This is a genomic window from Endozoicomonas sp. ISHI1, from assembly GCF_024606225.1.
Lineage (GTDB): Bacteria > Pseudomonadota > Gammaproteobacteria > Pseudomonadales > Endozoicomonadaceae > Endozoicomonas_A.
Genome location: NZ_JAGRPU010000021.1, coordinates 24,354 through 48,350, shown reverse-complemented (window position 1 = coordinate 48,350; position 23,997 = coordinate 24,354). Strand labels below are relative to the sequence as shown.

Annotated in this window: 24 protein-coding genes and 1 riboswitch; of the genes, 8 read left to right on the top strand and 16 right to left on the bottom strand. The window is 48.2% G+C overall.

Going from position 1 to position 23,997, the window contains the following annotated elements; translation table 11 throughout:
• Positions 1–56 precede the first annotated feature (56 nt).
• Positions 57–1,433, top strand: coding sequence for an SET domain-containing protein (locus KBW69_RS14185; RefSeq protein ID WP_306674560.1), 1,377 nt, complete (start codon positions 57–59; stop codon positions 1,431–1,433).
• Between the two features lie 91 nt (positions 1,434–1,524).
• On the opposite strand, the gene tkt is transcribed toward KBW69_RS14185, so the two are convergent.
• The 5 genes from tkt to KBW69_RS14160 all read right to left on the bottom strand — a co-directional run bounded on the left by tkt (position 1,525) and on the right by KBW69_RS14160 (position 6,751).
• Positions 1,525–3,522 (bottom strand): transketolase, encoded by a 1,998-nt coding sequence (gene tkt, locus KBW69_RS14180; RefSeq protein ID WP_257276443.1) that lies wholly within the window; start codon positions 3,520–3,522, stop codon positions 1,525–1,527.
• 166 nt (positions 3,523–3,688) lie between these two features.
• Positions 3,689–4,711 carry an ACR3 family arsenite efflux transporter gene (gene arsB, locus KBW69_RS14175; protein ID WP_257254959.1) on the bottom strand — a complete coding sequence of 341 codons (1,023 nt, stop codon included), beginning with the start codon at positions 4,709–4,711 and terminating at the stop codon, positions 3,689–3,691.
• An 80-nt stretch (positions 4,712–4,791) separates the two neighbouring features.
• A complete protein-coding gene (locus KBW69_RS14170; RefSeq protein ID WP_257281304.1) occupies positions 4,792–5,292 on the bottom strand; it encodes a MerR family transcriptional regulator in 501 nt (166 codons plus the stop codon).
• Between the two features lie 156 nt (positions 5,293–5,448).
• Positions 5,449–6,042 (bottom strand): GTP cyclohydrolase II, encoded by a 594-nt coding sequence (gene ribA / locus KBW69_RS14165; RefSeq protein WP_257281265.1) that lies wholly within the window; start codon positions 6,040–6,042, stop codon positions 5,449–5,451.
• 61 nt (positions 6,043–6,103) lie between these two features.
• Entirely contained in the window at positions 6,104–6,751 is a 648-nt protein-coding gene (locus KBW69_RS14160; protein WP_257252829.1) for a TIGR02281 family clan AA aspartic protease, read from the bottom strand.
• A 308-nt stretch (positions 6,752–7,059) separates the two neighbouring features.
• Between KBW69_RS14160 and KBW69_RS14155 the strand changes: the two genes are divergently transcribed.
• Positions 7,060–7,698, top strand: a complete 639-nt coding sequence (locus KBW69_RS14155) for a hypothetical protein (RefSeq protein ID WP_257252827.1) — start codon at positions 7,060–7,062, stop codon at positions 7,696–7,698.
• 1 nt (position 7,699) lies between these two features.
• A complete protein-coding gene (locus tag KBW69_RS14150; protein ID WP_257252825.1) occupies positions 7,700–8,242 on the top strand; it encodes a FlgO family outer membrane protein in 543 nt (180 codons plus the stop codon).
• Positions 8,243–8,601: 359 nt separating this feature from the next.
• Here KBW69_RS14150 and KBW69_RS14145 read toward each other — a convergent pair whose 3' ends face one another.
• Both KBW69_RS14145 and KBW69_RS14140 read right to left on the bottom strand, forming a co-directional pair.
• On the bottom strand, positions 8,602–10,491 hold the full coding sequence (locus tag KBW69_RS14145) for a DUF4105 domain-containing protein (RefSeq protein WP_257252822.1): 1,890 nt from the start codon (positions 10,489–10,491) through the stop codon (positions 8,602–8,604).
• Between the two features lie 67 nt (positions 10,492–10,558).
• Entirely contained in the window at positions 10,559–11,074 is a 516-nt protein-coding gene (locus KBW69_RS14140; protein WP_257252819.1) for a DUF3015 domain-containing protein, read from the bottom strand.
• Positions 11,075–11,309: 235 nt separating this feature from the next.
• Between KBW69_RS14140 and KBW69_RS14135 the strand changes: the two genes are divergently transcribed.
• On the top strand, positions 11,310–12,545 hold the full coding sequence (locus KBW69_RS14135) for a hypothetical protein (RefSeq protein WP_257252369.1): 1,236 nt from the start codon (positions 11,310–11,312) through the stop codon (positions 12,543–12,545).
• A 169-nt stretch (positions 12,546–12,714) separates the two neighbouring features.
• On the opposite strand, the gene KBW69_RS14130 is transcribed toward KBW69_RS14135, so the two are convergent.
• From KBW69_RS14130 to ribD, 7 genes are all read right to left on the bottom strand, one after another.
• A complete protein-coding gene (locus KBW69_RS14130) occupies positions 12,715–13,188 on the bottom strand; it encodes a phosphatidylglycerophosphatase A (protein ID WP_257252367.1) in 474 nt (157 codons plus the stop codon).
• A 48-nt stretch (positions 13,189–13,236) separates the two neighbouring features.
• Positions 13,237–14,205, bottom strand: a complete 969-nt coding sequence (thiL, locus tag KBW69_RS14125) for a thiamine-phosphate kinase (RefSeq protein ID WP_257281264.1) — start codon at positions 14,203–14,205, stop codon at positions 13,237–13,239.
• 96 nt (positions 14,206–14,301) lie between these two features.
• Entirely contained in the window at positions 14,302–14,784 is a 483-nt protein-coding gene (nusB, locus tag KBW69_RS14120; RefSeq protein ID WP_257281303.1) for a transcription antitermination factor NusB, read from the bottom strand.
• 1 nt (position 14,785) lies between these two features.
• Positions 14,786–15,259, bottom strand: coding sequence for a 6,7-dimethyl-8-ribityllumazine synthase (gene ribE, locus KBW69_RS14115; protein WP_257274822.1), 474 nt, complete (start codon positions 15,257–15,259; stop codon positions 14,786–14,788).
• A 58-nt stretch (positions 15,260–15,317) separates the two neighbouring features.
• Positions 15,318–16,430, bottom strand: coding sequence for a bifunctional 3,4-dihydroxy-2-butanone-4-phosphate synthase/GTP cyclohydrolase II (ribBA, locus tag KBW69_RS14110; protein ID WP_257252362.1), 1,113 nt, complete (start codon positions 16,428–16,430; stop codon positions 15,318–15,320).
• 81 nt (positions 16,431–16,511) lie between these two features.
• Positions 16,512–17,177, bottom strand: a complete 666-nt coding sequence (locus KBW69_RS14105) for a riboflavin synthase (protein WP_257252361.1) — start codon at positions 17,175–17,177, stop codon at positions 16,512–16,514.
• Between the two features lie 12 nt (positions 17,178–17,189).
• A complete protein-coding gene (gene ribD, locus KBW69_RS14100) occupies positions 17,190–18,317 on the bottom strand; it encodes a bifunctional diaminohydroxyphosphoribosylaminopyrimidine deaminase/5-amino-6-(5-phosphoribosylamino)uracil reductase RibD (protein ID WP_257252360.1) in 1,128 nt (375 codons plus the stop codon).
• A 175-nt stretch (positions 18,318–18,492) separates the two neighbouring features.
• On the opposite strand from ribD, the gene KBW69_RS14095 reads away from it, so the two are divergent.
• On the top strand, positions 18,493–18,861 hold the full coding sequence (locus tag KBW69_RS14095; protein WP_257281263.1) for a hypothetical protein: 369 nt from the start codon (positions 18,493–18,495) through the stop codon (positions 18,859–18,861).
• 31 nt (positions 18,862–18,892) lie between these two features.
• Here the strand turns inward: KBW69_RS14095 and KBW69_RS14090 are convergent, their stop codons facing one another.
• A complete protein-coding gene (locus KBW69_RS14090; RefSeq protein WP_257252356.1) occupies positions 18,893–19,444 on the bottom strand; it encodes an acyl-CoA thioesterase in 552 nt (183 codons plus the stop codon).
• 315 nt (positions 19,445–19,759) lie between these two features.
• On the opposite strand from KBW69_RS14090, the gene KBW69_RS14085 reads away from it, so the two are divergent.
• The 3 genes from KBW69_RS14085 (at position 19,760) to KBW69_RS14075 (ending at position 23,396) form a co-directional block, all read left to right on the top strand.
• Positions 19,760–20,716, top strand: coding sequence for a VWA domain-containing protein (locus KBW69_RS14085; protein WP_257254790.1), 957 nt, complete (start codon positions 19,760–19,762; stop codon positions 20,714–20,716).
• Positions 20,717–21,118: 402 nt separating this feature from the next.
• Positions 21,119–22,132 (top strand): LD-carboxypeptidase, encoded by a 1,014-nt coding sequence (locus tag KBW69_RS14080; protein ID WP_257254791.1) that lies wholly within the window; start codon positions 21,119–21,121, stop codon positions 22,130–22,132.
• Positions 22,133–22,195: 63 nt separating this feature from the next.
• A riboswitch (yybP-ykoY riboswitch) is annotated at positions 22,196–22,302 on the top strand.
• Positions 22,303–22,355: 53 nt separating this feature from the next.
• Positions 22,356–23,396 carry a calcium/sodium antiporter gene (locus KBW69_RS14075; protein WP_257281302.1) on the top strand — a complete coding sequence of 347 codons (1,041 nt, stop codon included), beginning with the start codon at positions 22,356–22,358 and terminating at the stop codon, positions 23,394–23,396.
• Between the two features lie 35 nt (positions 23,397–23,431).
• Here the strand turns inward: KBW69_RS14075 and nrdR are convergent, their stop codons facing one another.
• Complete coding sequence (nrdR, locus tag KBW69_RS14070) at positions 23,432–23,893, bottom strand: transcriptional regulator NrdR (protein WP_257254793.1); 462 nt, start codon at positions 23,891–23,893, stop codon at positions 23,432–23,434.
• Positions 23,894–23,997 lie beyond the last annotated feature (104 nt).

Below are 23,997 nucleotides of genomic sequence, written 5' to 3'. Positions count from 1 at the left end.
CCTTTTGAACTTAAAACTGTCCTTACGGTCAAAAAATTGGAATACCAAATAGAACCATGGAGGATATGACAATGCAACCCACTGGATCTGGGCTTGGCCAAATGCCAAGGTTACGTCGATTTGACGAAGTGGACACGGCTGCTCCCCCGGCAAAAAAATCATGCTTACGGCAAGTTGAAGAAAGCGAGGTAGCCGAGAAATCTCTGCCATCCAGTTGCAAGCATGGTTGTTTTGATGCGACGGAGACGATATTTAAACATTCAATGGATCTTTTAAAAGCCAGAAGGACCAGAGTAGTTCCCGGAGAAAATTATTCAAAAATCATAAAAAGCCTGTCATCTTTTAAGGACTTGATATCCTCTGAACTTCTACGTTTTACTCAGAATGGTGGAAATCCTGCTGCTGATGGACAAGGAGCAATGTATTCCCCTGAATCTCCGGCTTCAGAAAGAGCATCGACACCAACATCGCCAGGGACTGAATCATTCACCACTCCCGGTATAAAAAGTTCAACAGAAGGCGTGGTACACGGTACCGGTGTCATTGCTACCCGGAGCTTTAAAAAGGATGAGGAAGTATGTCACTACGATGGACCGCTGGTTTACAGAATCCGTAATTTTCATACTGGCAAATATCATGTCTTTACGATGAAGGATATGGGCAATCAGATCGATTTCCCGGAAAACGACTCCTATGTCGCCTGGTCGGGTGCTTTTATTGCAAAATCTGGCAGACCGGCCATTGAAATTGGCCGTGACGGTAAGAAGGATATCCGATTCCTGAATCACTCCAAGGAACCCAATGTCATGATCCGCTGTTCAGGCAGTGATACGGTAGAATGGGGGAATCAGGACAGTATTCAGCTAGTGGTTGTCGCTATAAGCGATATAAAACCGGGGGAAGAGCTGCTATTCGATTACGATAAAAACAAGCAAGACTCTGAAATAGACTTCAGCAAGTCAGACGTAGAAATAGCAACCGAAAAACAAAAAAACAAAATAATCAACAGAGTTAAAAACCTGAATCAAAAAGGTTTACACACCGAAGAAAAAAGATCAGCCAGAACAATGCAAAAAGAGATTATACTGCCATCAGAGCTTGATGATGAAATTGGTGAGATCTTGGAAACGCTCCGCGAAGTTCGTCGTGCAAATTGTGCACCCGCAACGCTTGATGACATAAATAAAGAATTAGATGACTCTCAGAAGAGACTTCTCAATATCATTTTCTCTGATAATCCCTCAGTTTTAAAGGATCTGGCTTCACATTTATTCCCGGGAAAAACCGGACCAAAAAAACAAGCTTTTATGAAAAAATTAACCATTGAAAATATTGAACAATTGAAAACCTATTTATCTCGATCCATTTTTAATGGCAGTCAAACCTGGTTTAAGGTTCCAGAATTAAAACGACATATCTCTTCTTATAGATAGAATTAAAAAACGGCAGTTGATATCAACCATCTGCCGTTTTTTCGCAGGCTTTTAAAAGCCATTCAGGGCGTCAGGTTCCCTGTTGTTGCTATCAGTCCAGAATCTCTTCAGCGGCAGCAACAATATTTTCTACAGTAAACCCAAAGTATGGAAAGAGATCACCGGCCGGTGCAGACTCACCGAAAGTGGTCATGCCGATGACCCGTCCGTCCAGGCCAACGTACTTGTACCAGAAGTCAGCCGCAGCGGCTTCAATCGCGATACGGGCAGGGACTTCAAGAGGCAAAACCATCTGCTTGTATTGCGCATCCTGAGCATCGAAAACCTCAGTGGATGGCATGGATACAACGCGGACCTTACGGCCCTGAGCGGTCAGGGCAGCTTCAGCGTTCATGGCCAGTTCCACTTCAGAACCGGTAGCAATCAGGATCAGTTCAGGAGTACCTTCGGAATCCTTCAGTACATAACCACCACGGGCAATGTCCACTACCTGATCAGCTTCACGATGCATACAGGGCAGACCCTGACGGGAGAAGATCAGTGCACTGGGGCCATCTTCACGCTCGATCGCATGTTTCCAGGCCACCGCCGATTCAACGGTGTCACAAGGACGCCATGCATTCACGTTAGGCGTCAGGCGCAGGCTGGCAATCTGTTCTACTGGCTGGTGTGTGGGACCGTCTTCACCCAGACCAATAGAGTCGTGAGTATAAACCAGAATACTGCGCTGCTTCATCAGAGCCGCCATGCGCACAGCGTTACAGGCGTATTCCATGAAGACCAGGAAGGTTGCACCGTAAGGTACGAAACCACCGTGCAAGGCGATACCGTTCATCATGGCGGTCATGCCGAATTCACGGACGCCGTAGAACACGTAGTTACCAGTGGCGTCAGCAGGCTTAACGCCTTTGGAACCACTCCACAGAGTCAGGTTGGAGCCCGCCAGATCAGCAGAACCACCCAGCAGTTCTGGCAACAGCGGACCAAAAGCATTCAGGGTGTTCTGGGAAGCCTTACGACTGGCGACTTTCTCGCCTTCTGCCTGACAGGACTTAATGAAGTCATCTGCCTTGGCAGAGAAGTCAGCAGGGAGTTCGCCTTTCTGACGACGAACAAATTCAGCCGCCAGTTCAGGGTGAGCAGACTGGTAAGCAGCAAACTTTTCGTTCCATACGGTTTCTTTAGCGGTACCGGTTTCTTTGGCATCCCAATGGCTGTAGATGTCGGACGGGATTTCAAAAGCAGGATGTTCCCAACCCAGACGCTCACGGGTTAATTTGATCTCTTCGTCACCCAGGGGGGCACCATGACACTCTTCCTTGCCTTCCTTGTTGGGAGAACCAAAACCGATGACAGTCTTGCAGCAGATCAGAGTAGGTTTGGTTTTTTCCGCACGGCCTGCTTCGATAGCAACACGTATTGCTTCAGGGTCATGACCGTCAACATTTGGAACAACGTGCCAGTTGTAGGCTTCGAAACGCTGCACGGTGTCGTCGGTGAACCAGCCTTCTACTTCGCCATCAATGGAGATACCATTGTCGTCGTAGAAAACGATCAGTTTACCCAGCTCCAGAGTGCCTGCCAGAGAGCACACCTCATGGGAAATACCTTCCATCATGCAGCCATCACCCATGAAGACATAGGTGTGGTGGTCAACAATGTTGTGACCTTCCCGGTTGAACTGAGCCGCCAAAGTCTTTTCGGCAACTGCCATACCCACGGCATTGGCAATACCCTGACCCAGAGGACCGGTAGTAGTCTCGATGCCCGGAGCGTAACCGTACTCAGGGTGGCCTGCGGTTTTGGAGTGCAACTGACGGAAGTTCTTGAGGTCTTCAACAGACACATCGTAACCGCTCAAATGCAGCAAAGAGTAAAGCAGCATGGAGCCGTGACCGTTGGACAGAACAAAACGGTCCCGGTCAGCCCACTGAGGGTTAACCGGGTTGTGATTCAGATAATCACGCCACAATACTTCAGCAATATCAGCCATACCCATTGGGGCACCGGGGTGTCCGGACTTGGCTTTCTGTACAGCGTCCATACTCAGGGCGCGGATGGCATTGGCTAGCTCACGACGTGAGGACATAGGAATCAGGGCTCCGAAGATCCAGTCTGTTTTAAATTGGCGCTATTCTAATGCCTTCAGCCACAAACTGAAATCGCTATATATGACTATCCTGAATCTCCTGAACACTTTATTGATAGCCATTGCCTCTGAAAATCCGGGGTGTCTGCGATTCGAAAGTCACTGATCAGGAAGACTCCCGTTCAGTGAATGACTGTCGTGTTCGATTAGCATAGGCAACCAGTGACAACATCACCGGCACTTCCACCAAAACACCCACAACCGTTGCCAAAGCGGCCCCGGAATTCAGTCCAAAAAGACTGATGGCCACGGCAACAGCCAGTTCAAAAAAGTTGGAGGCACCAATCATTGCACCAGGTGAGGCAATGTTATGGGGTTGCTTCCACTTCTTCATCCATAAATAGGTGATGGCAAAAATCAGATAGGTCTGGATGATCAGGGGTATGGCAATCAGGAAGATATCCAGGGGATGGGCAATAATCGTGTTGGCCTGAATCCCAAACAGAAGAATGACTGTGCCAATTAACCCAATGATCGAAAAGGGCTTGATGCCTGTCAGAAATAGACTCAGTGCTTGTTCGCTGCGAACAGCTTTTCGGGTCAACCAGCCTGCAAGCACTGGTATCACCACAAACAGTCCGACGGACAGAAACAGGGTATTCCAGGGTACAAATACCTCTGTTACTCCCAGCAAAAAGGCGGCAAGGGGAGCAAACGCAATGAGCATGATCAGGTCATTGATGGCGACCTGAACCAGAGTGTAGTTAGGGTCTCCCCTGGTCAACTGACTCCAGACAAAAACCATGGCAGTACAGGGTGCGACACCCAGTAGAATCATACCGGCAGTATACTCTTTACCCAGCTCAGGACTGATCCAGTCGCCAAAAACATAGCGAATAAACAATACGGCCAGCAGTGCCATGGTGAAGGGCTTGATCAACCAGTTAATAGTGACGGTGATGATCAACCCTTTTGAACGACGATGAACGTTTTTAATGGCAGAGAAATCCACCTGCATCATCATTGGATAGATCATCAGCCAGATCAGTACCGCGATAACCAGATTAATGCTGGCGTATTGCCATTGGCCAAGAGCCTCAAAGAATTCTGGAAATTGCAGTCCACCAAAAAGCCCTGCAAATATGCCCAAAGCAACCCAAAGGCTGAGATAGCGTTCAAAAATCCCCATAGCTGACCTCATATTCTTAAATCGCCAGATGTCACGGCAAAAGCTATTATCAGTGGACCGGATGGAAAGTCTATAGGTTTTTAGGGCTGTCTGGACCAGCCGCGGATTTTATCGATCTCCTCTTTATCAATGCCCAGTGACTCCAGAAATTCCTGATGCGCCTGCGGCTCCATTTTTTCAAACTGCTGATGCCAGCTTTTCATATCCTCCTCGCTGAACCCGGCCGCTTTCATAATTTCTACCCAACGATCTTTGTTGACCATATTTTGCTCCAGTAATAAAGGTTGTTTAAGCAGCAATACAGTGGCTTTTTGCTGCTGGCGCAACTTCTGAATCTCATGCTCAAGAGCCAGCAGCTGGCCACGCAAAATGCGTTCTTGCTCCCTATCGTCTTCACCGTCGAGAAGTCGCACAATATTGCTGACCGGTGTGCCGAAAGCACGGTAAGCCATGATCGCTTCAAGACGTTTGATTTCATTCTGCCCATACCATCGATAGCCATTCTCTGATCGAGTGTGGGGCATTAGCAGACCTTCACGCTCATAATGTTGCGGAAGATCGACAGGTTGGTGGAAGCTGATCCGGCATACCGAACCCGCTCTGGTTTCCTTCAGGAAATCGCGCGCGCCAAGCTGCACACAATAGGATAAAGGGATTATCAGGGAAGGAGATGAACTCATTTCAAGCAAAATACATGAAGAGCCAGTAACAGGTCGCACCTGGCTCCGGCTCAAGTATTACGCGGTATCGTACAAATGCCCGAGCTTCCAGACCTTGGTGGTCAGGTACTTCTCATTGTGGGGATTCTGCCCGGTCTGATGGGGCTGACGATGAACAACATCAACCCCCTGACGGGCCAGGGCTTCCACCTTCTTTGGGTTGTTGGTCATCAGTACTAGTTGTGTAACCCCCAGGTGATCCAGCATGGTCTTGCACATATCGTATTTGCGCAAGTCAGCGGCGAAACCCAGCTCTTCATTGGCTTCTACAGTATCCAGACCCGTGTCCTGAAGCTGATAGGCCCGGACTTTGTTCATCAAACCAATGCCACGGCCTTCCTGACGCAGATAGAGAATAACCCCGCGACCAGCTTCGGCAATCTTGCGCATGGCTGCCTCAAGCTGGGGACCGCAATCACAGCGCATGCTGAAAAGAGCGTCTCCGGTCAGACACTCTGAATGGACCCGCGCCAGAACGGGACCACCCTGGCTCACATCCCCCATGGTGAGAGCCAGATGCTCCTTGCCAGTGCCACTCTCTTCAAATCCATGCATGATGAACTCACCGAAAGGGGTGGGCAAGCGAGACTCTGCAACGTAACGAACAGACACTCACTACTCCTTAAGACAGTCGTGCGATGGAATTGTAACAGTACAAGATGTTACAGGCGAGCTAATAAGGAGCCTGCAGTGTCATGACCCCGCCTTCTTCACTGAATCGGATATGCTTGAGATAGCTCATGCCCAGTAGCACGTTTTCAGGCCTGCTGCCTTCAATGACGGTGGCTTCAACATTAGCAACCCGTATGCCACCGATTGCCACGAAATTCAGCATCACCCGAAAACCTCTGACCACACCACTGGCAGTTTCAACACGAACCGGACTGCCACTTTTGTAGCGGATGCCAAGCCGTTCAGCCGTGGCACTATTGATAGCCACAACATTTGCTCCGGTATCGACCAACACCTGGACCGGGTTATTGTTAATAACACTTTGGGCAAGGTACTGCCCATCATTGTTTCTGTTGATTCGAAATATCAAAAGCTCTGGCGATTGAATGCCATCCCCCATATCACGACTGAGAAAATAATCTTTCGCCACGCCATTGATTTCAACCCGGGCTTTTCGACTGCTGGCATCAATCAGTCTGACGCCTTTCACCGGTTCTTGACCGACCTTAAGAAATTGACGTTCACCATCAATGAATACCAGAGCTTTGTCTGGAAACAGGGCTACCACCCTGACATCGACAGCATGGGAAAGCGAAGAAAAAAACAACAAGAGGCTGGTAAAGAACCAACAAGCAAAGACGGATTTCATTCTATTTTTTTATTACCTTAAATAATCTTTCACCACCAAAGGCGATAAAAGATTATTTTGATCGCTCATGGTGGGTTCTAGCCCAATTCCGTTTAGGCTCTATCTTGAGCACGTCAGACATTGGGGTCAAGTCGCTGGTATGAGACCTGATACACCTATAATTTCCATTGTCGTATAAGCACCAAAAAACGAAAAAGAAATCTCAGGCCGCATAAGTATTTATTCGTACAAACCAAGAGACACAGGAGTTCAGATCAGGTAGAGTTAGTCGCCCATATGTCGCCTAATAAAGAAGAATCTAAAGAGACATGAGAAAGTACTATTATCTACCGCTATTGTTTTCACTGCTGGGCATAACGGCCTGTAGTCCACTCCCTCAAGCCAACAATGTCATTCAAACCTCTCAGGCAAAACTCCAGTCTGCTCAACATTGGGGAGTGATCGCGGATCACCTTTCAGACCAGTTGACACAGGATGGGGATTTGCTCGGTAAGTCTCTTTACATTGATGAAAGTCGTTATAACACTGATTTTTCAAAAGTATTTTCAAAGCAACTGGTCAGTGAGCTGGTCAAAAAAGATGTGGATGTCAATCTTTCCTCTTCACCCACTTTTTCAGAGCTGGAAATTGATGTCGATGTTGTTCGTCATCCCAATGACAGGGACAAAGGCACCGGATTCCCAATGTCTATCGGACTTGCAAGTGCCTGGTTTATCGTTAAAACCAAAGGTTACGGGGTGATCCCTGCGGTCGTAGCGGCTGAATATATGAGCAGTGAACCCAGTCGGACAAACACTGAAATTGCTGTGACAACAAGAGTTATGGAAGGCAATAGTATCCAGTTTTCAGAAACCCATATTTACTACATAACGGATCAATCTATTAAGCAGTTCAAAACACCAGGTTCTGTTAGTTTGACAGATAAAGAAGTTCCGGGAGGTTTGTGAGATGAAAGCCATATTTATCCGATTGTCTATCCTACTGGTTTCTGTCTTCTTGGCAGCTTGTGAAAGCCAACCCGTTTACGAAGAGCCACCGCGCATAGATCTGGTTGGAATCAGTAACATTGCGGCTGCAACTTTACACTCCAAAGCCAGTGACTTATTACCGGAAGGTTCCACCATTTTGTCAACCAGTCTGGCCGATATCGATAGTTTGAGTGCTACCTCAACACTGGGAAGAATTTTATCTGAGCAACTTTCATCAAGACTTTCTGACCGGGGTTACGAACTGATTGAAATCAAAATGCGAAACAGTGTTTTTATCAGTAATGAACGAGGGGGCGAATTTACTTTATCTCGCCAACTTGCCGCTATCAGCAAAGATTACAACGCAGATGCAATTTTAACTGGAACCTATGCGCTTGGCAGTCAGACCGTTTACATCAACGCTCGTCTGATAGATACAGTGGATAATATTGTACTGTCCACTGTGGACTTTCAGTTACCCATAGATTCTGACATTCGGATGATGACTAAAAAGTCTTATTAATCAGCTTCAGGTTGTGGTCTTTTTCCATTTTCAGGAATCTATCGCGAAAGTACACAAGTTCAGAAGTGTTCTTAAACCATCATCTCCGCATAAGCGGAGATCATATTTTTATTGTGGATTGACGCCTTTGCGAGCAAGGCAATGGAGTCAATTTCCCCGGGCGATTAAAAACGTCAAAGTCACTTGGTAGTTAGCCCTTGGTGTTAACACTCTTTCAGGAAATGGACAGCCGGACTGTAATGAGATTGATCATCGGGGGAAACAAGTGGCAGAACCTGCATTCCTTAAACAAGGCTACCACTTGGATATGAATGCACTACTTTAACTTAATCAAAGACATTATTTGTGAGCCAATTAATTCAGTAGAAATAGTATCCAAGATTCAAGGACCATTGCCCAACTTTACTTTTCTCATAACCCAATCTAAGGTCCCAGTTTCTTGCCAAAGCCATACGAGCTTGTAATAGATACTGTTCTTTCTCCTTACTGACTCCGTTTGCATCAGGCAGATAGCTACGTCGATATTCAGCCAACCCGCGGAGCCCGTAAGGAAACTCATAAACCATCGAAACAGTCCCTCTGAACTCTACATTTCCCTGTCGCTGTATATTATCCTGAATTGCCCCCCCTAAATAACCTGAAAGCGCAAGTCCTGATAATGGCGACCAGACATAACCTTTGTCTGCTTCAAGCTTAAACTGGAGGCAGTCGCTCCAGCATTCTTGCGTAGCTGGCTGCCAACCGCCCCTTAATCTCCATGCCACAGGCTTATCTCCGTGCAAACCGGTCGCTTCTGGCCTTACGTTTTCAATACTCACCAGATCCAGCGAGCGCAGCTTAAGCTCCCCATTAAAACTCGCTAATTGCGTCTTCAGCATGCTAAGTCCAGCATAGGGAACATGCTGAGCCGCCGAATCCAGAGCATCATAATAAGCAGGCCGCAGAGTCAAAGAATAGCCACTGCCAAGCTCTTTATTACTCAATATTCCAACCTGTATAAGACTTGGCCTTCTTCCTTCATCAGGAGATTCTTCAGGCCAGGAAACAGATTGACTGCGAACAGGCGGAAGTTGATATCTCTCTGACAGAATTTCGCGATATGGCTCAGCCACTGCCTCTTCACCCTCTTCAAGGGCCAGGAAACGGTAATAATCTAAAAGGGTGTCCAAAGCCTGATATTTATCGTCCAGTGATAACTCAAGATATCCACCACTTCGCTTGAGTTGTCTTTGATCAACACTCTCATTAACAACAACCTTTGCAGCATCATTAAGTTTGAAATATCGGCCACTCAAACGCTCCTGACGCGATGGCCAGAAACGAATATCACTGATCTGCTGTCGTCCAGATGGGGGCATTTGTGAAAGTTGCTGAACCTGAGATTGAGGCATTATCCAGAAGGCATTATCTGGATTCACTGTAAAGTCTTCAACTACTTCGAGCAATTCGCCTAATCGATAAGAACAGTTTTTATTTGCAAAGTAGTAAGTAAACGAACGACCCTTAAGCTCCCAAATATGAGCCAAAACCATATCCAGCTCTTCAGGCTCCAGATTCAACTGATATTCCCAGAGATTACGCAACTCTAATTCACGATAATTCTGGTTGTGCAGATAGTATTCACTATCTGTGAACGACCCCTCATACCAACCAAACAAGCCACTGAGTATATATTTAACAGGTCCATCTTCTCGAGAGAAATCAGCACCAAAATTTATGCTGCTATCCAGAAGCCTTGAGCCACCTGAACCATTTGCTTTCAGAAAAGTATGCCCATAATATGATGCTGGATTACCCAAATAACCCGATGCAAATATCACACTAAGAGACTCAACACTATCTTCTTCTCGCCAAGCTTTATATTCAAGGCAATTAATTTCAGGAAAATCAGTAAAACGCTCACCCAAATGACTTTTGAGAAAAAGATATCTTGCCGGAAATCGACACTGAGCATGATCAAAACCTTCTATTTCAGGTTTTACCATCGCTAATACTGTCTCCCTGAGCTCTGACTCAGGATCATATTTTCCAGAAGGGGACAAAAAGTAATCTTCATTCAGAACAGCGCTTTGCAGCCGTGAACCCGGGAGCAATCCTTTCTCATATGCGATTAAGCGATGCCAGGTGCGCATTTGGGAAAGTTTTAAATTGTTTGCATGGTCAATCAAATATTCAACATCATCTGCCTGAACGCTATTGAAAGTCCAAACGGCCATTAGAAGAAAATAACTAAAAAATCTATTGATCAAGGTACTACTCTGCATCAACCATGTAAGAACGAAAGGGTCAGCACAGGCAGCTGACCCTGAAACTGCGTCAGGCTGCGCAACTGGCTGAATTACGGGCAACCCCAGACATCACCGCCTGGTAGTAATAAGCAGACTTTTTCGCGTCATCAGCAGAGGAATAGGAAGGCAGAGCAACAAAAGAAGTCATTTCCTGACGAATAGCACCAGTAATGGCCTGACGTGCAGCTACTGAGCAGCCTCGAATTTCCAACATAGCATTCAAGTGCTCGCCTTGACCTTCAGCTGTCTCCTCAGCCAAATTGTCATAGTTGTCGATGATAAACTGAGCTACTGCAACATTTTTGCCATTACAGGTTTCAGGGCTGGCAGTTGCAGAGGTCACTGCTGTTGTACCAATATCCCAAATTATATTACTTGATACTGCCGCCCACTTTACTGTTGGAAACAATGCAGCACCAATACCACAATCAGAGAATGGATTTGGACCACTTCCTGGTGTCTTGTCTTTAGCTAAAACAGAAGTTGCGGATGTAGAAATCACTGCGGCAAATGCACAAACCGCCAAAACTTTACTGGAACGCAAAGGAATATACTCCCTTAATTTTGTATTTATTTTATTGATAACAAAAGCCAGTCTGGTCGTCCTTAGAACCACTTTTCACTATACCTTTGGCCGACATTATATACGTATATGAACGTATTTTGAAGAATTAGTCTCTTCCAATATGAAATGAGCCTGAAGGGGAGCCCAGTTTCCAACATGAAATGAGCCTGTAAAATCCAGCACTGTCGTTCATGATGAGAGGATGAAGATCATCATGAACACCACTTTCATCAAAACACTGAAGGACGTGCAAAGCCTTCTTTCACAGGCCTCTTGTCTGGAGCCGGGTTGGGATTCCAAAGATGAGTGCTATCGCTGGATAGAGCTGAACCTAAGCCATTTCAAGTACCGCTCTCTTGGGAAGGAGGACAAAGGGCTTGTCCGCCGTTACCTGTTGGTGGCAACCGGTTACTCAAGAGCCCAGATTACCCGGCTGATCAACCAGTACATAACCCAAGGCGGACTGAAGCGGAGACAGCGCACCATTAACGGTTTCCAGACCCGTTACACCAAGGCCGATATCAGACTGCTTGCCTACACCGATCAGCTTCACAGTGATCTGAACGGCGCTGCCATCAAGAAGATCTGTGAAAGAGCCTATAGGGGAGGCGATAAGCGTTATGAACGCCTGGCTACTATCTCGGTCTCTCACTTGTATAACCTCAGACAATCAACCACCTATGAGTGTGTGAGGAGATACAAGGACGGCACTCACCCCACCAAGACAGTCATCGGAACCCGGCGTAAACCTGTCCCTGAGGGACGCCCCGGTTTTATTCGTGTAGACACGGTTCACCAGGGTGACAGAGATGGTGTGAAGGGGCTTTATCACATTAATGCTGTTGATGGAGTGACCCAATATGAAGTGATTTGCACCGTTGAGCAGATCAGCGAACGATATCTGGTGCCGGTGCTCGAAAGCCTGCTGGCGGACTTTCCATTCAAGCTGCGGGAGTTTCATTCTGACAATGGCTCGGAGTTCATTAACCGCAGAGTGGCGAAGTTGTTAAACAAGCTTCATATAGAACTGACCAAATCCCGCTCCCGTCACAGCAATGACAACGCCCTGGTGGAGAGTAAAAACGGTTCAGTGATCCGGAAAATGCTGGGGCATGCTCATATTCCACAATGCTATGCTGAGCCATTTAACCAGTTTGACCATGACCACCTGACTCCTTACGTGAACTATCATCGCCCATGTTTTTACCCGGAAACCAAGACAGACGACAGAGGCAGAGAAAAGAAGATCTACAGGTACGAAAACATGATGACACCTTACGAGAAGCTCCTGTCGCTGAACAAGCCTGAGCAGTATCTGAGGGAAGGCGTCACACTGAAGCGGCTGAAGGAAAAGGCTGAAGAAATGACTGATAATGAAGCTGCGGAACAACTTCAACGAGCCAGAGAGGCCCTGTTCAAAACTGTTCATGAACGACAAGCTGGATTATAGGTGGTAATACCTATCTTCAGGCTCATTTCAGGATTGGAAAATACTGAATTTCTTTTACATGAAAAACTATTAAGAAGGACAAAATGCTGTATATGCTGCTCGAAGACACCCACCCCCTCAAAGCCTTCAGTCAACTTGATGGCTTTGAGACTCAGCAGGCTGCAAACCATCACAGCACTATATAAGCAATCACCTGAAGAAAGATAAGCGCAAAAATACCGGCAACGATGTCGTCTATCATAATACCCAGGCCACCATGCACTTTCTTGTCCAGCCAACCGATGGGCCAGGGTTTCCAGATATCAAAGATTCGGAACAGGATAAATCCGGCCAATACCCACTCCCAGCCACTGGGAGCAGCCAGCATAGTGATCCAGTAACCGACGAACTCATCCCAGACAATACCCGGATGGTCGTGGACACCGAGGTCTTTAGAGGTCTTTCCACATAGCCAGACACCCAACACAATGCTGACAGCCAGTACGAGCAGATAATTCCACAGCGGCAGGTACTGAAAAAGCAAATAGAAAGGAATGGCCGCTATGGTGCCGAAAGTTCCCGGCGCGACAGGCGACAGACCACTACCCAGACCAAAGGCAAAAAAGTGAACCGGATTTTTCCAGACTGAAGGTGTTTTACTCATAAGTACCTGTAGCCCATGAAAGAATGTTCTTTCATAAAAAAGAAGTCACTAAAAGTGCTGATAGGCTCGGGGAGAAAGGGGCTGTGCCGTCTCTGCATCCACCAGCCCGGGAGCGGAAGTTATACGACCGATGCAGGTTACAGGATTATCTGTCAATAAGCTGTCAGGAAGCAGTAGCTTTTTCCGATCGGGCCATGTAAAACACAACTCATAATCATCACCACCGGTCAGCGCCAGCTCTGTGGCTTTCTCCATACCCAGCAAACTTTCCAGCTCTTTGGAGACGGGTACCGATGAAGTATTAAGTTCAGCACCAACCCGACTGGTTTTGAGAATGTGCCCCAGGTCGCCCAAGAGACCATCGGAAATATCCAGAGCAGCCGTGGCGCCATTTTCCAGCAACCACTGACCCAATGCGATTCTGGGTGTCGGTCGATAGTAGCGCTCCAGCAGATGGCGCTGTTCAAGGGTGCGAGCACTCTTTGGGTTCTCATCTCGCAAAACATCAGGTAGTGCACCAGCTGCGTCCCCAAGACAACCGCTGACATAAATCAGATCCCCGACTTGTGCGCCATTTCGCCGTAGCGCAATGGCTCCGGATAATGTTCCCTGTACCTGTATCGAGAGGGTTAAAGGCCCTTGGGTGGTGTCTCCCCCGATCAGCCCTATCTGGTGGATTGACGCCAGCTCTGCCAAACCGTCAGAAAACGACTGAAGCCAGGTATCATTCGATTCTGGCATGGTCAAACCCAGCATAAAGCTGTGGGGTTTTGCCCCCATAGCAGCGAGATCACTGAGATTAACGGCCAACGCACGATAACCCAGCAGATAGGGGTCACAGTTTTTCGGGAAGTGAATGCCTTCAACCAGCGTATCCAGAGACTGGGCCAGTTGCTGACCGGGTTGAAGAGACAGAAGTGCACAATCGTCGCCTATACCAACGACATCAGTTGATGACGATCGAAGACCCGGACGATCGAAGAAACTGCGAATCAGATCAAATTCGCCAAGCGCCATGTGAGGTTCCAGCCAAGCTAAAATACGAGTTTAACGCGCTGCAATGCGGGTTAACAGATCAGGAGAGAATAGCATTATCTCCTGATCGAAAACCGACTACTTCCGACGGAAGTTGCGCACTTCATCAGGGCGAACACGGGGTGCCAGCTTGTCCAGGATGCCGTTGATGTAACGGTGAGAATCCTGGGCACCAAAACGCTTAACCAACTCAATCGCTTCGTTGATGACAACACGGTACGGGACATCGGAGCGGTTCATGAGTTCATAGCAACCAATGCGAAGGGCCGACATTTCAACCGGGTCCAATTGTGCGATAGGACGATCCAGCAGTGGCGACATGGCGTCATCCAGTCGACTGGCTTCACGGGCAATCCCGGTCAGCAGCATGTGAAAATAGCCGTCGTCCACCTTGCTGAAATCGTTGTCCGCACGAAACTGCATTTCAATCTGGGTGATGGATGCCTGGGACATCTGCCACTGGTATAACGCCTGCAACGCCAGTTGACGTGCACGACGACGGGCAGATGGTTTTGGACGCGGGGCAGATTTCTGCCCGGCTTCCTGCTTCTCAGTAGACAACTCAGGCCTCCAGTTTCTTGAGCAGGGATACCATTTCGAAAGCCGCCATGGCAGCCTCTTCACCCTTGTTACCCGCTTTGGTACCGGAACGCTCGATAGCCTGCTCGATGGTATCTACGGTCAGAACACCGAAACTCACTGGAATTTCTTCGTCCAGATTCACGTGGGAAAGGCCTTTCACACATTCGTTAGCAACGAATTCAAAGTGTGGTGTGCCACCACGAATGACAGCACCCAGGGCAATAATGGCGTCGAAGCGTTGGGTTTTGGCAACTTTCTTAACCGTCAGTGGAATTTCGAACGCGCCCGGGCACCGGACGATAGTGATATCCTGTTCCGCAACACCGTGACGGGTCAAACTGTCCACAGCAGCATTGAGCAGACTTTCTACAACAAAGGCATTCCAGCGGCCAACAACGATCGCATACTTGCCGCCATTTGCCTGCAGAGTACCTTCGATGGTTTGCAGTGACATTGCGTTTTCCTCAATAAATCTTTGTGTCTGTTGCACTTACAACAATGTGCTCTGACAATCAGTCTTCACACGGAATATATTCAACAATTTCCAGATCAAATCCGGACAGGGCCGCGAAGCGAATCGGTGAGCTAAGCAGGCGCATTTTACCCACTCCCAGATCACGCAGAATCTGTGAACCAGTGCCTATGGTCAGATACGCGCCGGACATACCGTTGCTGTTACTCTTGCCTTCCGAGAACTTTTCCAGGGCCCCGCCCAGATCAAGCCTCGACTCGGAGTCGAGCAACACAATCACGCCACGCCCCTCACTGGCGACCTTGGCCATTGCTTTGTGCAGTGGCCAGCTGGATTTACCGTTTTCAGGATGTGCCGACAGCAGATCACGAAAAGGTTCCATAGCATGAACTCGCACCAGCGCCGGTGAGTTCGGTGTAATATAGCCCTTGGTCAGGGCAATGTGCGTCGCACCGCTGATGGAATCCTTGTAGGCCGTCATATCAAACTGGCCAAAATCGGTATCCAGAGAGCGCCGCTCTAGCTTTTCGACGGTTTTCTCATTCAGGATTCGGTAGTTGATCAGATCGGCGATGGTGCCGATTTTCAGATCATGCTCTTTGGCAAACACTTCCAGATCAGGACGACGAGCCATGGTGCCGTCTTCATTCATGATCTCAATAATAGCGGCTGCCGGCGTCAGTCCGGCCAGACGGGCCAGATCACAACCGGCTTCAGTATGACCCGCACGGCTGAGTACACCGCCAGGCTGGGCTCTCAATGGGAACACGTGACCTGGCTGAACAATATCGCCGGGGCGAGTCAGAGGATCCGCGGCTACCCGAATCGTTCTTGCCCGGTCATGGGCCGAAATACCTGTTGTTACCCCTTCTGCCGCTTCTATGGAAACGGTAAAGGGTGTACCAAAGCCCGATGAATTGTCTTCCGAAGTCACCATCGGTGGCAGTCCCAGAAAATCGCAGCGTTCTCCGGTCAGAGTCAGGCATAGCAAACCTCTGGCTTCACGGGCCATGAAATTCACGATCTCAGGAGTGATCTTCTCAGCAGCGATTATCAGGTCACCTTCGTTTTCACGATCTTCATCATCCATCAGGATGACAGGTCTTCCGAGGCGGATATCCTCAATAATCTCTTCGATGGAGTTAAGCTGCATAACACCCCCGTGTGTGTTTTCTATACATCCGGTATGCGAAACCGGCGTATTCTAACGGTTTCATACCCAAGCTGGAAGCGATCACTTCATAAAGCCATGTTCGGCAAGAAAACCGGCGGTCAGACTGACAGGAGCCGATGGGCTCTCTTCCCTGAGGCTGGGGTCCATCAGCCTTTCCAGATACCGGGCCAGCACATCCACTTCCAGATTGATTTCTGTTCCTGCCCGATAGCCGGTAATAATGGTTTCCTGCTGAGTATGAGGCACGATGTTCAGGGCAAAGCGACAGCCGTCCACCTTGTTGACCGTCAGGCTGACACCATCTACCGTGATCGATCCCTTGTGGGCAATATACCGGGCCAGATTGGAGGGCGCCTCCACCCAGTAGACCGTTGAACGCCCCGAAGGTTCAATGGAGACTATTTTACCAACACCATCAACATGACCACTGACCAGGTGACCACCCAGCCGGGTTGAAGGTGTCAGAGCTTTTTCCAGATTCAGAGCAGAACCGACGGCCAGGCCCGAAAGCGTTGAATATTCGAGCGTTTCCAGGGAAACATCAGCCACATATCCCTGCCCGGTCAATTCAACTACGGTCAGGCAGACACCATTGGTGGCAATGCTGTCACCGAGTTTTACGTCTGAAAGATCCAAACAACCTGAGTTAACCGTTAGCCTCAGATCACCAGAGCGGGGTTCTACTTTTTGCAGGCTACCAACAGCCTCGATAATACCTGTAAACATGAATAGCGAATCTCAGTCGTCAGTGTTCTGTTTGAAAGTGGCCTTAAGGAGCCAGTCAGTACCAATAGCGCGAATATCAGAGATATTCAGTGCCAGCTTTTCTGACATCGACTGAAAGGGAAGGTTCAGCAATGGCCGGGCCGCTGACCCCATCAAGGTTGGGGCCATGAAGATATTCAGCTCATCCACCAGTCCTTCACTGACAGCCGCTCCGGCAAGGGTCGCCCCTGTTTCGAGCAAGACCTCCTGACAATCTCTCTGAGCCAGTTCGCTCATTAATGCGTTCAGATCAACCTGTCTGCCGGGGTTCAATCTAATCACTTCGGCACCGGCAGCCTCCAGCTGCGCCAGCCGGTTCTGTTCTGCCTGATCCGTGCAGACAACCAGAACCTTTCCGGGCCCGGTGACTACTTTCGCGTCTACAGGGGTTTGCAGAGATGAATCCAGAACGACCCTTAGTGGTTGTCTTCGAGCGAGTTTTTCAGCATCTGGGAGCCCCAACTCTTGCGCTCTGACGGTCAAAGAAGAATTATCGTGAAGAATAGAGCCAACACCCGTAATAACAGCACAACTTTGCGCCCGGAGCTTTTGAACTTCACTGCGGGCATCGGGTCCGGTAATCCATTGGGATTCACCACTTGCCATGGCCGTTCTGCCGTCCAGACTCATGGCCAGCTTCAGCCGGACATAAGGTTGTCCAGTCACCATCTTTTTGATAAAGCCTGGGTTCAGTGTTTTCGCTTCAAGCTCAAGAACACCCGATTCAACCTCAATGCCAGCGTCACTTAGCAGGCTCATACCACGACCGGACACCAGTGGGTTAGGGTCCTCCATAGCAGCAACCACTCTGCCCACTCGAGCTCTGATCAGTGCTTGCGCACAGGGCGGTGTTTTTCCAAAATGACTACAGGGCTCAAGGGTGACATAGGCTGTTGCTCCCTCAGCCCGGTCACCCGCCATTTCCAGAGCATGCACTTCAGCATGGGGCTCGCCCGAACGCTCATGAAAGCCTTCACCAACAATGACGCCATCCTTCACGATCACACAACCAACCCTGGGATTGGGCATTGTGGTGTACAACCCTTTCCGTGCCAGTTGCAGGGCTCGGGACATCATTTCATGATCAATGGCAGACGCCATAGGAGGCTCTCCGGGCTAAGTCAGAAATGGGGGCAGTTTATATGATTTTGCGGCCAGCATCACTCACTGACGGAATAGCCCGAGCACATCAATCGTAAGCATTCGCACTGTTCATCACACTCGATACCCTAGTAGAATCAAGCAACTACAAATGAGAAGAGTTGAGAGCAAGCAAGTGCAGCAACTTCGTTTTCACCATGTCGGGATACCTACCCGGGAAAAGCTATCAGACGATTGCTATAACGAGAAACTGAAACATCATGCCACCGGGTATTTCGAAACCCCTTATGGTGTTGAGTGGATGAATTTTGATGAAGACAATACATTACCGGAGATTATAAAAACCACGCCCCATATTGCCTTTGAGGTGGACGATATTCAGGAAGCCATAAAAGGGAAAGAAGTCGTTCTTGAGCCCACCTCTCCTGCAGAACATGTCACTGTAGCTTTCATCAAAGATGGAAGAACGCTCATTGAGTTGATTCAGTTTGATCGGCCAGAGAGTGAGATCTGGCCGCATCCGGAAAAATTCCTGCTGAAGTAAGCCATCGGGGCTTTTAGCGGGATATTTCCAGTTAAAAGCCCTTATCAGAGCGGGCTGACAAAGGAGGCCAGGGACGCGAATCTTCACTTTCGATCCAGGCTTTTACCCAACCTTCCGGCTCTGGAGACCAGTCTTCCATATCCATGGCTTTTCTGACGCGTTCAGTAGCGACTATCCGGCCCTTCTCGGTAACAGCCGTTCTTAACAGGACTGAAGAAGCCGGTTCACCTTTCACCCACATGGACTGGATGATATAAACCCATCGCTCATCCATCGCGGTCACCTGGGTGTACGTAGTCACTTTGTCGAACATTCGGACCCGCTTTCGATAACGAGTGGTACTGCCTGCCACCACCAATCCCCATTTCTCCCTTTTAAGGACAGCAGACAGCCCGCTCTGAATAGAAAGAGTAAACCGGCCCAGATCGAACAGCGTCAAAACCCGACCATTATTCATTTCCATGAACAGATCTAAATCCCATGGCATACAGCGAAAGCGATTCTCACTGATGGCGTCAACAGAAATTTTGGGGGCTTTGTTGGCCCTGCGGAGAGTGGTCAGGAGTCGAATGAATGGATACATGCTCAAATCTTCTAGTAATAATGCCCAGCATCATAGCCATTCAAACAGCATAAAGAAACAATCGTTTAACACTGAGTGATTCATGCATATTAATGAATGGATCAGCCGTTTTTTGTCTAAACTAGCCACGGCGACTTTCAGCCTGTAAGAGGTGTTTCATGGCTAAAAACAAGCTCATGCAAGTGATGAAAGTACGTGATGACAGCGCCCCTCCACAGACAATGTAACCATTGATAAAACCTGCTGGAACGGTGAGAAATTCAAAAATAAGTGAGGGAGAGGCTCAGAAAACAAGACTTCCTTCCGGAGTAAGCTATGAAAAAATCATTATTTATTATTGTATGCTGGTTTATTACCAGGCCTGTATTGGCATTAACAACTTTCCTCTGCATTGACTCCTCTGATTACATGCGCAACGGCGACTATAGTCCCAACCGTATCATGGCTGTCCAGGAAGCCTGCTCCCTCCTTTGCGAAGCCCTCATCCAACGCAACCCCGAAAACGTCATTGGTTTGCTCACCTTCGGCGGCAATGCCTGCTCCGTCCGTGAAACCCTCACTGAAGACATCGACCGCATCTCTGCTAGCCTCGCCTCGATTGCCGTCGGTGGCGAATCCCACTTTGCTAATGGTGTCCGAATCGCCATGCTCGCTCTCTCCCACGCCAAGAACAACCGCTCCCAAAAGCAAGTCGTCATCTTTGTAGGCTCCCCTGTCACCGACAGCCCTGACAAGCTTCGTCAACTCGCCACCGCCCTCCGCAAGCATAATGTCGGTGTTAGTATCATTAGTCTTGGATGCCCCTCTAACACATCAATCTTGAAGGAATTCACCGAACAAGTCCGAAAGAACGCCTACTTTTATGTCGTCCCTGAACACGGTAGCGTTATTGATTTATTGTTCTCTACTGCCTTGATGGGAGATGGACCTGGTTCTGGTAGCTTTGGTGTTCATACAGGCGTCAGTGCCACTGGTGGTGCCTTCAACTTCGGCACCGAAGCTGACGATCCTCAATTAGCTATGGCTATTCTTGCATCATTAGAAGAAGAACAAAGACGTCAAGCTGCTGCCGCTGCCAATAGTGACAATAACAATCAACAAACTACTACGACTACACAACAAGCTGATATTCCTATTACTAATAATCAAGATGCTGCTCCTGAAGATGATTTGGAACTTGCTCTTCTTTTGTCTATGGAAGAAGCTTTGAGAGCTGAACAACAAGCTGCTGAAGAATCGAATAAACCTACAAGCTCTGATGCTGCTCCTTAGCGGTTCTCACTGACAGCATTAACAGAAATTTTGGGGGCTTTTTTGGCCCTGCGGAGATTGGCCAGGAGTCGAATGAATGAATGGATACATGCTCAAATCTTCTAGTAATAATGCCCAGCATCATAGCCATTCAAACAGCATAAAGAAACAAGCGTTTAAAACTGAGTGATTCATGCATATTAATGAATGGATCAGTCGTTTTTGTCTAAACTAGCGACAGCGGCTTTCAGCCTGTAAGAGGTGTTTCATGGCTAAAAGCAAGCTCATACAAGTAATGAAAGAACCTGGTTAGCGCCCCTCCAAAGACGACATAACCTTTGATAAAACCTGCTGGAAAGGTGAGAAATTCAAAAATAAGTGAGGGGAAGACTCGGAAAACAAGACCTCCTGCTGGAGTAAACTATGAAAAAATTATTATTTATTATTGTATGCTGGCTTATTACCAGCCCTGTATTGGCATTACCAACTATTAAACCGCCCCCTCTGAATAAAGGCGATACCGTTGCCTTCATTTCCAGTGGCTTTCGTGTTAATGACGCTCAGGATGTGCAATTTGCAACAGAGCGACTTCAGGCATTGGGATTGAACGTTATCTACGGTAAAACGATTTTTCAACAGAGCGGATATTTTGCGGGTACTGATCAGGCACGTGCTGCTGATATTAATGACATGTTTGCCAACCCGGAAGTTAAAGCCATCATTGAGTTACGTGGTGGCTGGGGGTCGGCCAGAACACTGGAGTATCTGGACTTTCCTTTAATCAAAAAGAACCCCAAGATTTTTATGGGTTTTAGTGACATTACCACCTTGCTGTTAGCCATCTACCAGAAAACTGGCTTAATAACGTTTCATGGCCCGATGGCTGCGGCTTTTCCCTGGACGCAATACACCGTCAATTATTTGGAGAAAATTCTCTTTCAAGGTAATGCCATTACTATGGGTAACCCGATCATCAAAAGCGATGATTTAACCCGGACTATTGCGCGAATTCAAACTATTCACCCTGGCATTGCCACAGGGGAAATTCTGGGGGGCAACTTATCCGTGTTAGTTTCCATGCTGGGAAGCACCTATTTACCCAGTTTTAAAAATAAAATTCTGTTTTTGGAGGACACAGGTGAAGATGTTTATCAAATTGATCGCATGTTAACCCAATTACAAACTGCCGGTATTTTAAAAGAAATCTCTGGCTTTATTTTTGGTCAATGTACACATTGTAATGCCAAGGTTCCTTATGGCTCTTTCCGCTTGCAGGAAGTGCTGGAACAACACATTTCACCCTTGCAGATTCCAGCCTGGAATGGGGCAATGATTGGCCACCAGGATAATATATTTACCATTGCCGAAGGTGTAAACGTCCGTGTCGACGCGAGTGAGGGCACCATTGAGATGCTAGAGCCTGCTGTTAACCCCTGACCCGGAAATTTCAATCACTGCTTCGGTAATTCCTCTGGATATCGGCCTCTTAACTCAATATACTCACCCATCACTCGGGGGAGTAGCCTGCCTGGCAGACAGCAGGTGTATACGTCAACATCATTGGTCATTCGACTGTGGCGTATACGACAGTGTGGCAACACATTGTTTGGCGAGACTCGGTTGGCAGCACTGGTTTATGAGGGCCTGGTGATTGCTGACTGTGTCAGAAGCCCTCTCACCTATTGATATGATTGAAATTCTTTCCTTTGTTGCCGCTATAGCGGTGGGCTTTGTTGTTCTATCCACCAGCGCTGATCGTTTGATCGAAGTAGCTTCTACCCTGGCCTCTCGACTGGGTATGTCCATTCTCACCATTGGCATGACCATTGTTGCCTTTGGTACTTCAGCACCAGAACTTCTGGTATCTTCTGTTGCCGCACTGGACGGTTCTGCCGGTATTGCCATTGGTAATGCCCTTGGCTCTAACATCATCAATATCGGTTTGGTGCTGGCATTGTGCGGAATTATTTACCCCTTAGTAGTCAGCCGTCGCATTATTACCCGTGAGCTACCGCTTTTAGTGCTGGTCGTCGCTTTCGCAATGGCTCTAATGCTCGATGGCGACCTCAGCCAGATGGACGGCTTTATCCTGGCCGGGGCCCTGCTCGCTTATTGCTACTATCTGGCAAAACATTCCGGTGGTGACAATGAAGATGAAGACGAAGTGGTTATTCTCTCTATTTCTACCACCCGCGCCGTTGTGGAAAGTCTGGTTCTGCTGGCCTTGCTTATGGGCAGTTCAAAATTGCTGGTTTGGGGTGCCAGTGAACTGGCCCGCTCATTCGGTATCAGTGAAATGATTATCGGCCTTACCGTCATCGCCTTCGGAACCAGTCTGCCAGAAATGGCTGCTGCTTTGGCCAGTGCCCGAAAGGGTCTGTTTGATCTGGTCATGGCCACGGTTATTGGCTCCAATATATTCAACCTGTTGGGGGTTCTGGCTTTTCCCGGGATTCTCAGCGGCGGACTGGCAATTGATTCATCGGTTCTACAGAGAGATGGTCTGGCAATGGCGGGGCTTACTGCGCTTCTGGCGATTTGCATAGTCACCAGTTTGGCAATGGATCGCGACGAAACAAGCTCATCATCCATGACCCTGGGAAGGGTCACTTGCAGCAGAGTACCGCGCTATAAGAGCGCCATTATTCTTGCTGCATTTACCACCTATATGGGTGTGCTGGCCCTCTCTATCATTAGCTGATAAACGAAAACTCTGCACTGAGGTCAGCAATGACCTCAGTGCTTATCAGTCGTCTCCAGTCGTTCAATCTCTTCCCGGAATTCATTCAGATCCTTGAAGTGACGATAAACGGAGGCAAACCGGATGTAGGCGATTTCGTCGAGTTCCCGAAGTTCATGCATGACTTCTTCACCCAGAACCAGAGATTTGATTTCCCGCTCACCGGTGGCCCGGAGCCGAAGCTTGATACGGGTCACTGACTCTTCGATCTGTTCCATGCTGACAGGGCGTTTTTCCAGAGCCTTAGACATGCCCGCACGTAACTTTTCTTCATTGAAGGGTTCACGGGAACCATCTCTCTTGACCAGTCTGGGAATCAACAACTCTGCCATTTCATAAGTCGTAAATCGTTCACTGCAAGTCAAACATTCACGACGACGGCGCACCTGGTTTCCATCTGCCACCAGGCGGGAATCAATGACTTTGGTATCGACAGCGTTGCAAAAAGGGCAGTGCATGGGTAATGGAAACGTTCTTCAGAGTGAGTCTTCCATCATAATTCACCCTTGCAGAATTACCAACACTTTGCAGCAATGAAGCGAGAAGTGTGAGAAGCCCACTG

Coding starts and splice junctions, on each gene's coding strand:
- KBW69_RS14185 (WP_306674560.1), top strand. CDS start 57: ATGGAGGATATGACAATGCAACCCACTGGATCTGGGCTTGGCCAAATG.
- tkt (WP_257276443.1), bottom strand. CDS start 3,522: ATGTCCTCACGTCGTGAGCTAGCCAATGCCATCCGCGCCCTGAGTATG.
- arsB (WP_257254959.1), bottom strand. CDS start 4,711: ATGGGGATTTTTGAACGCTATCTCAGCCTTTGGGTTGCTTTGGGCATA.
- KBW69_RS14160 (WP_257252829.1), bottom strand. CDS start 6,751: ATGAAATCCGTCTTTGCTTGTTGGTTCTTTACCAGCCTCTTGTTGTTT.
- KBW69_RS14155 (WP_257252827.1), top strand. CDS start 7,060: ATGAGAAAGTACTATTATCTACCGCTATTGTTTTCACTGCTGGGCATA.
- KBW69_RS14150 (WP_257252825.1), top strand. CDS start 7,700: ATGAAAGCCATATTTATCCGATTGTCTATCCTACTGGTTTCTGTCTTC.
- KBW69_RS14135 (WP_257252369.1), top strand. CDS start 11,310: ATGAACACCACTTTCATCAAAACACTGAAGGACGTGCAAAGCCTTCTT.
- KBW69_RS14130 (WP_257252367.1), bottom strand. CDS start 13,188: ATGAGTAAAACACCTTCAGTCTGGAAAAATCCGGTTCACTTTTTTGCC.
- thiL (WP_257281264.1), bottom strand. CDS start 14,205: ATGGCGCTTGGCGAATTTGATCTGATTCGCAGTTTCTTCGATCGTCCG.
- ribE (WP_257274822.1), bottom strand. CDS start 15,259: ATGTCACTGCAAACCATCGAAGGTACTCTGCAGGCAAATGGCGGCAAG.
- ribBA (WP_257252362.1), bottom strand. CDS start 16,430: ATGCAGCTTAACTCCATCGAAGAGATTATTGAGGATATCCGCCTCGGA.
- KBW69_RS14105 (WP_257252361.1), bottom strand. CDS start 17,177: ATGTTTACAGGTATTATCGAGGCTGTTGGTAGCCTGCAAAAAGTAGAA.
- ribD (WP_257252360.1), bottom strand. CDS start 18,317: ATGGCGTCTGCCATTGATCATGAAATGATGTCCCGAGCCCTGCAACTG.
- KBW69_RS14090 (WP_257252356.1), bottom strand. CDS start 19,444: ATGTATCCATTCATTCGACTCCTGACCACTCTCCGCAGGGCCAACAAA.
- KBW69_RS14085 (WP_257254790.1), top strand. CDS start 19,760: ATGAAAAAATCATTATTTATTATTGTATGCTGGTTTATTACCAGGCCT.
- KBW69_RS14080 (WP_257254791.1), top strand. CDS start 21,119: ATGAAAAAATTATTATTTATTATTGTATGCTGGCTTATTACCAGCCCT.
- nrdR (WP_257254793.1), bottom strand. CDS start 23,893: ATGCACTGCCCTTTTTGCAACGCTGTCGATACCAAAGTCATTGATTCC.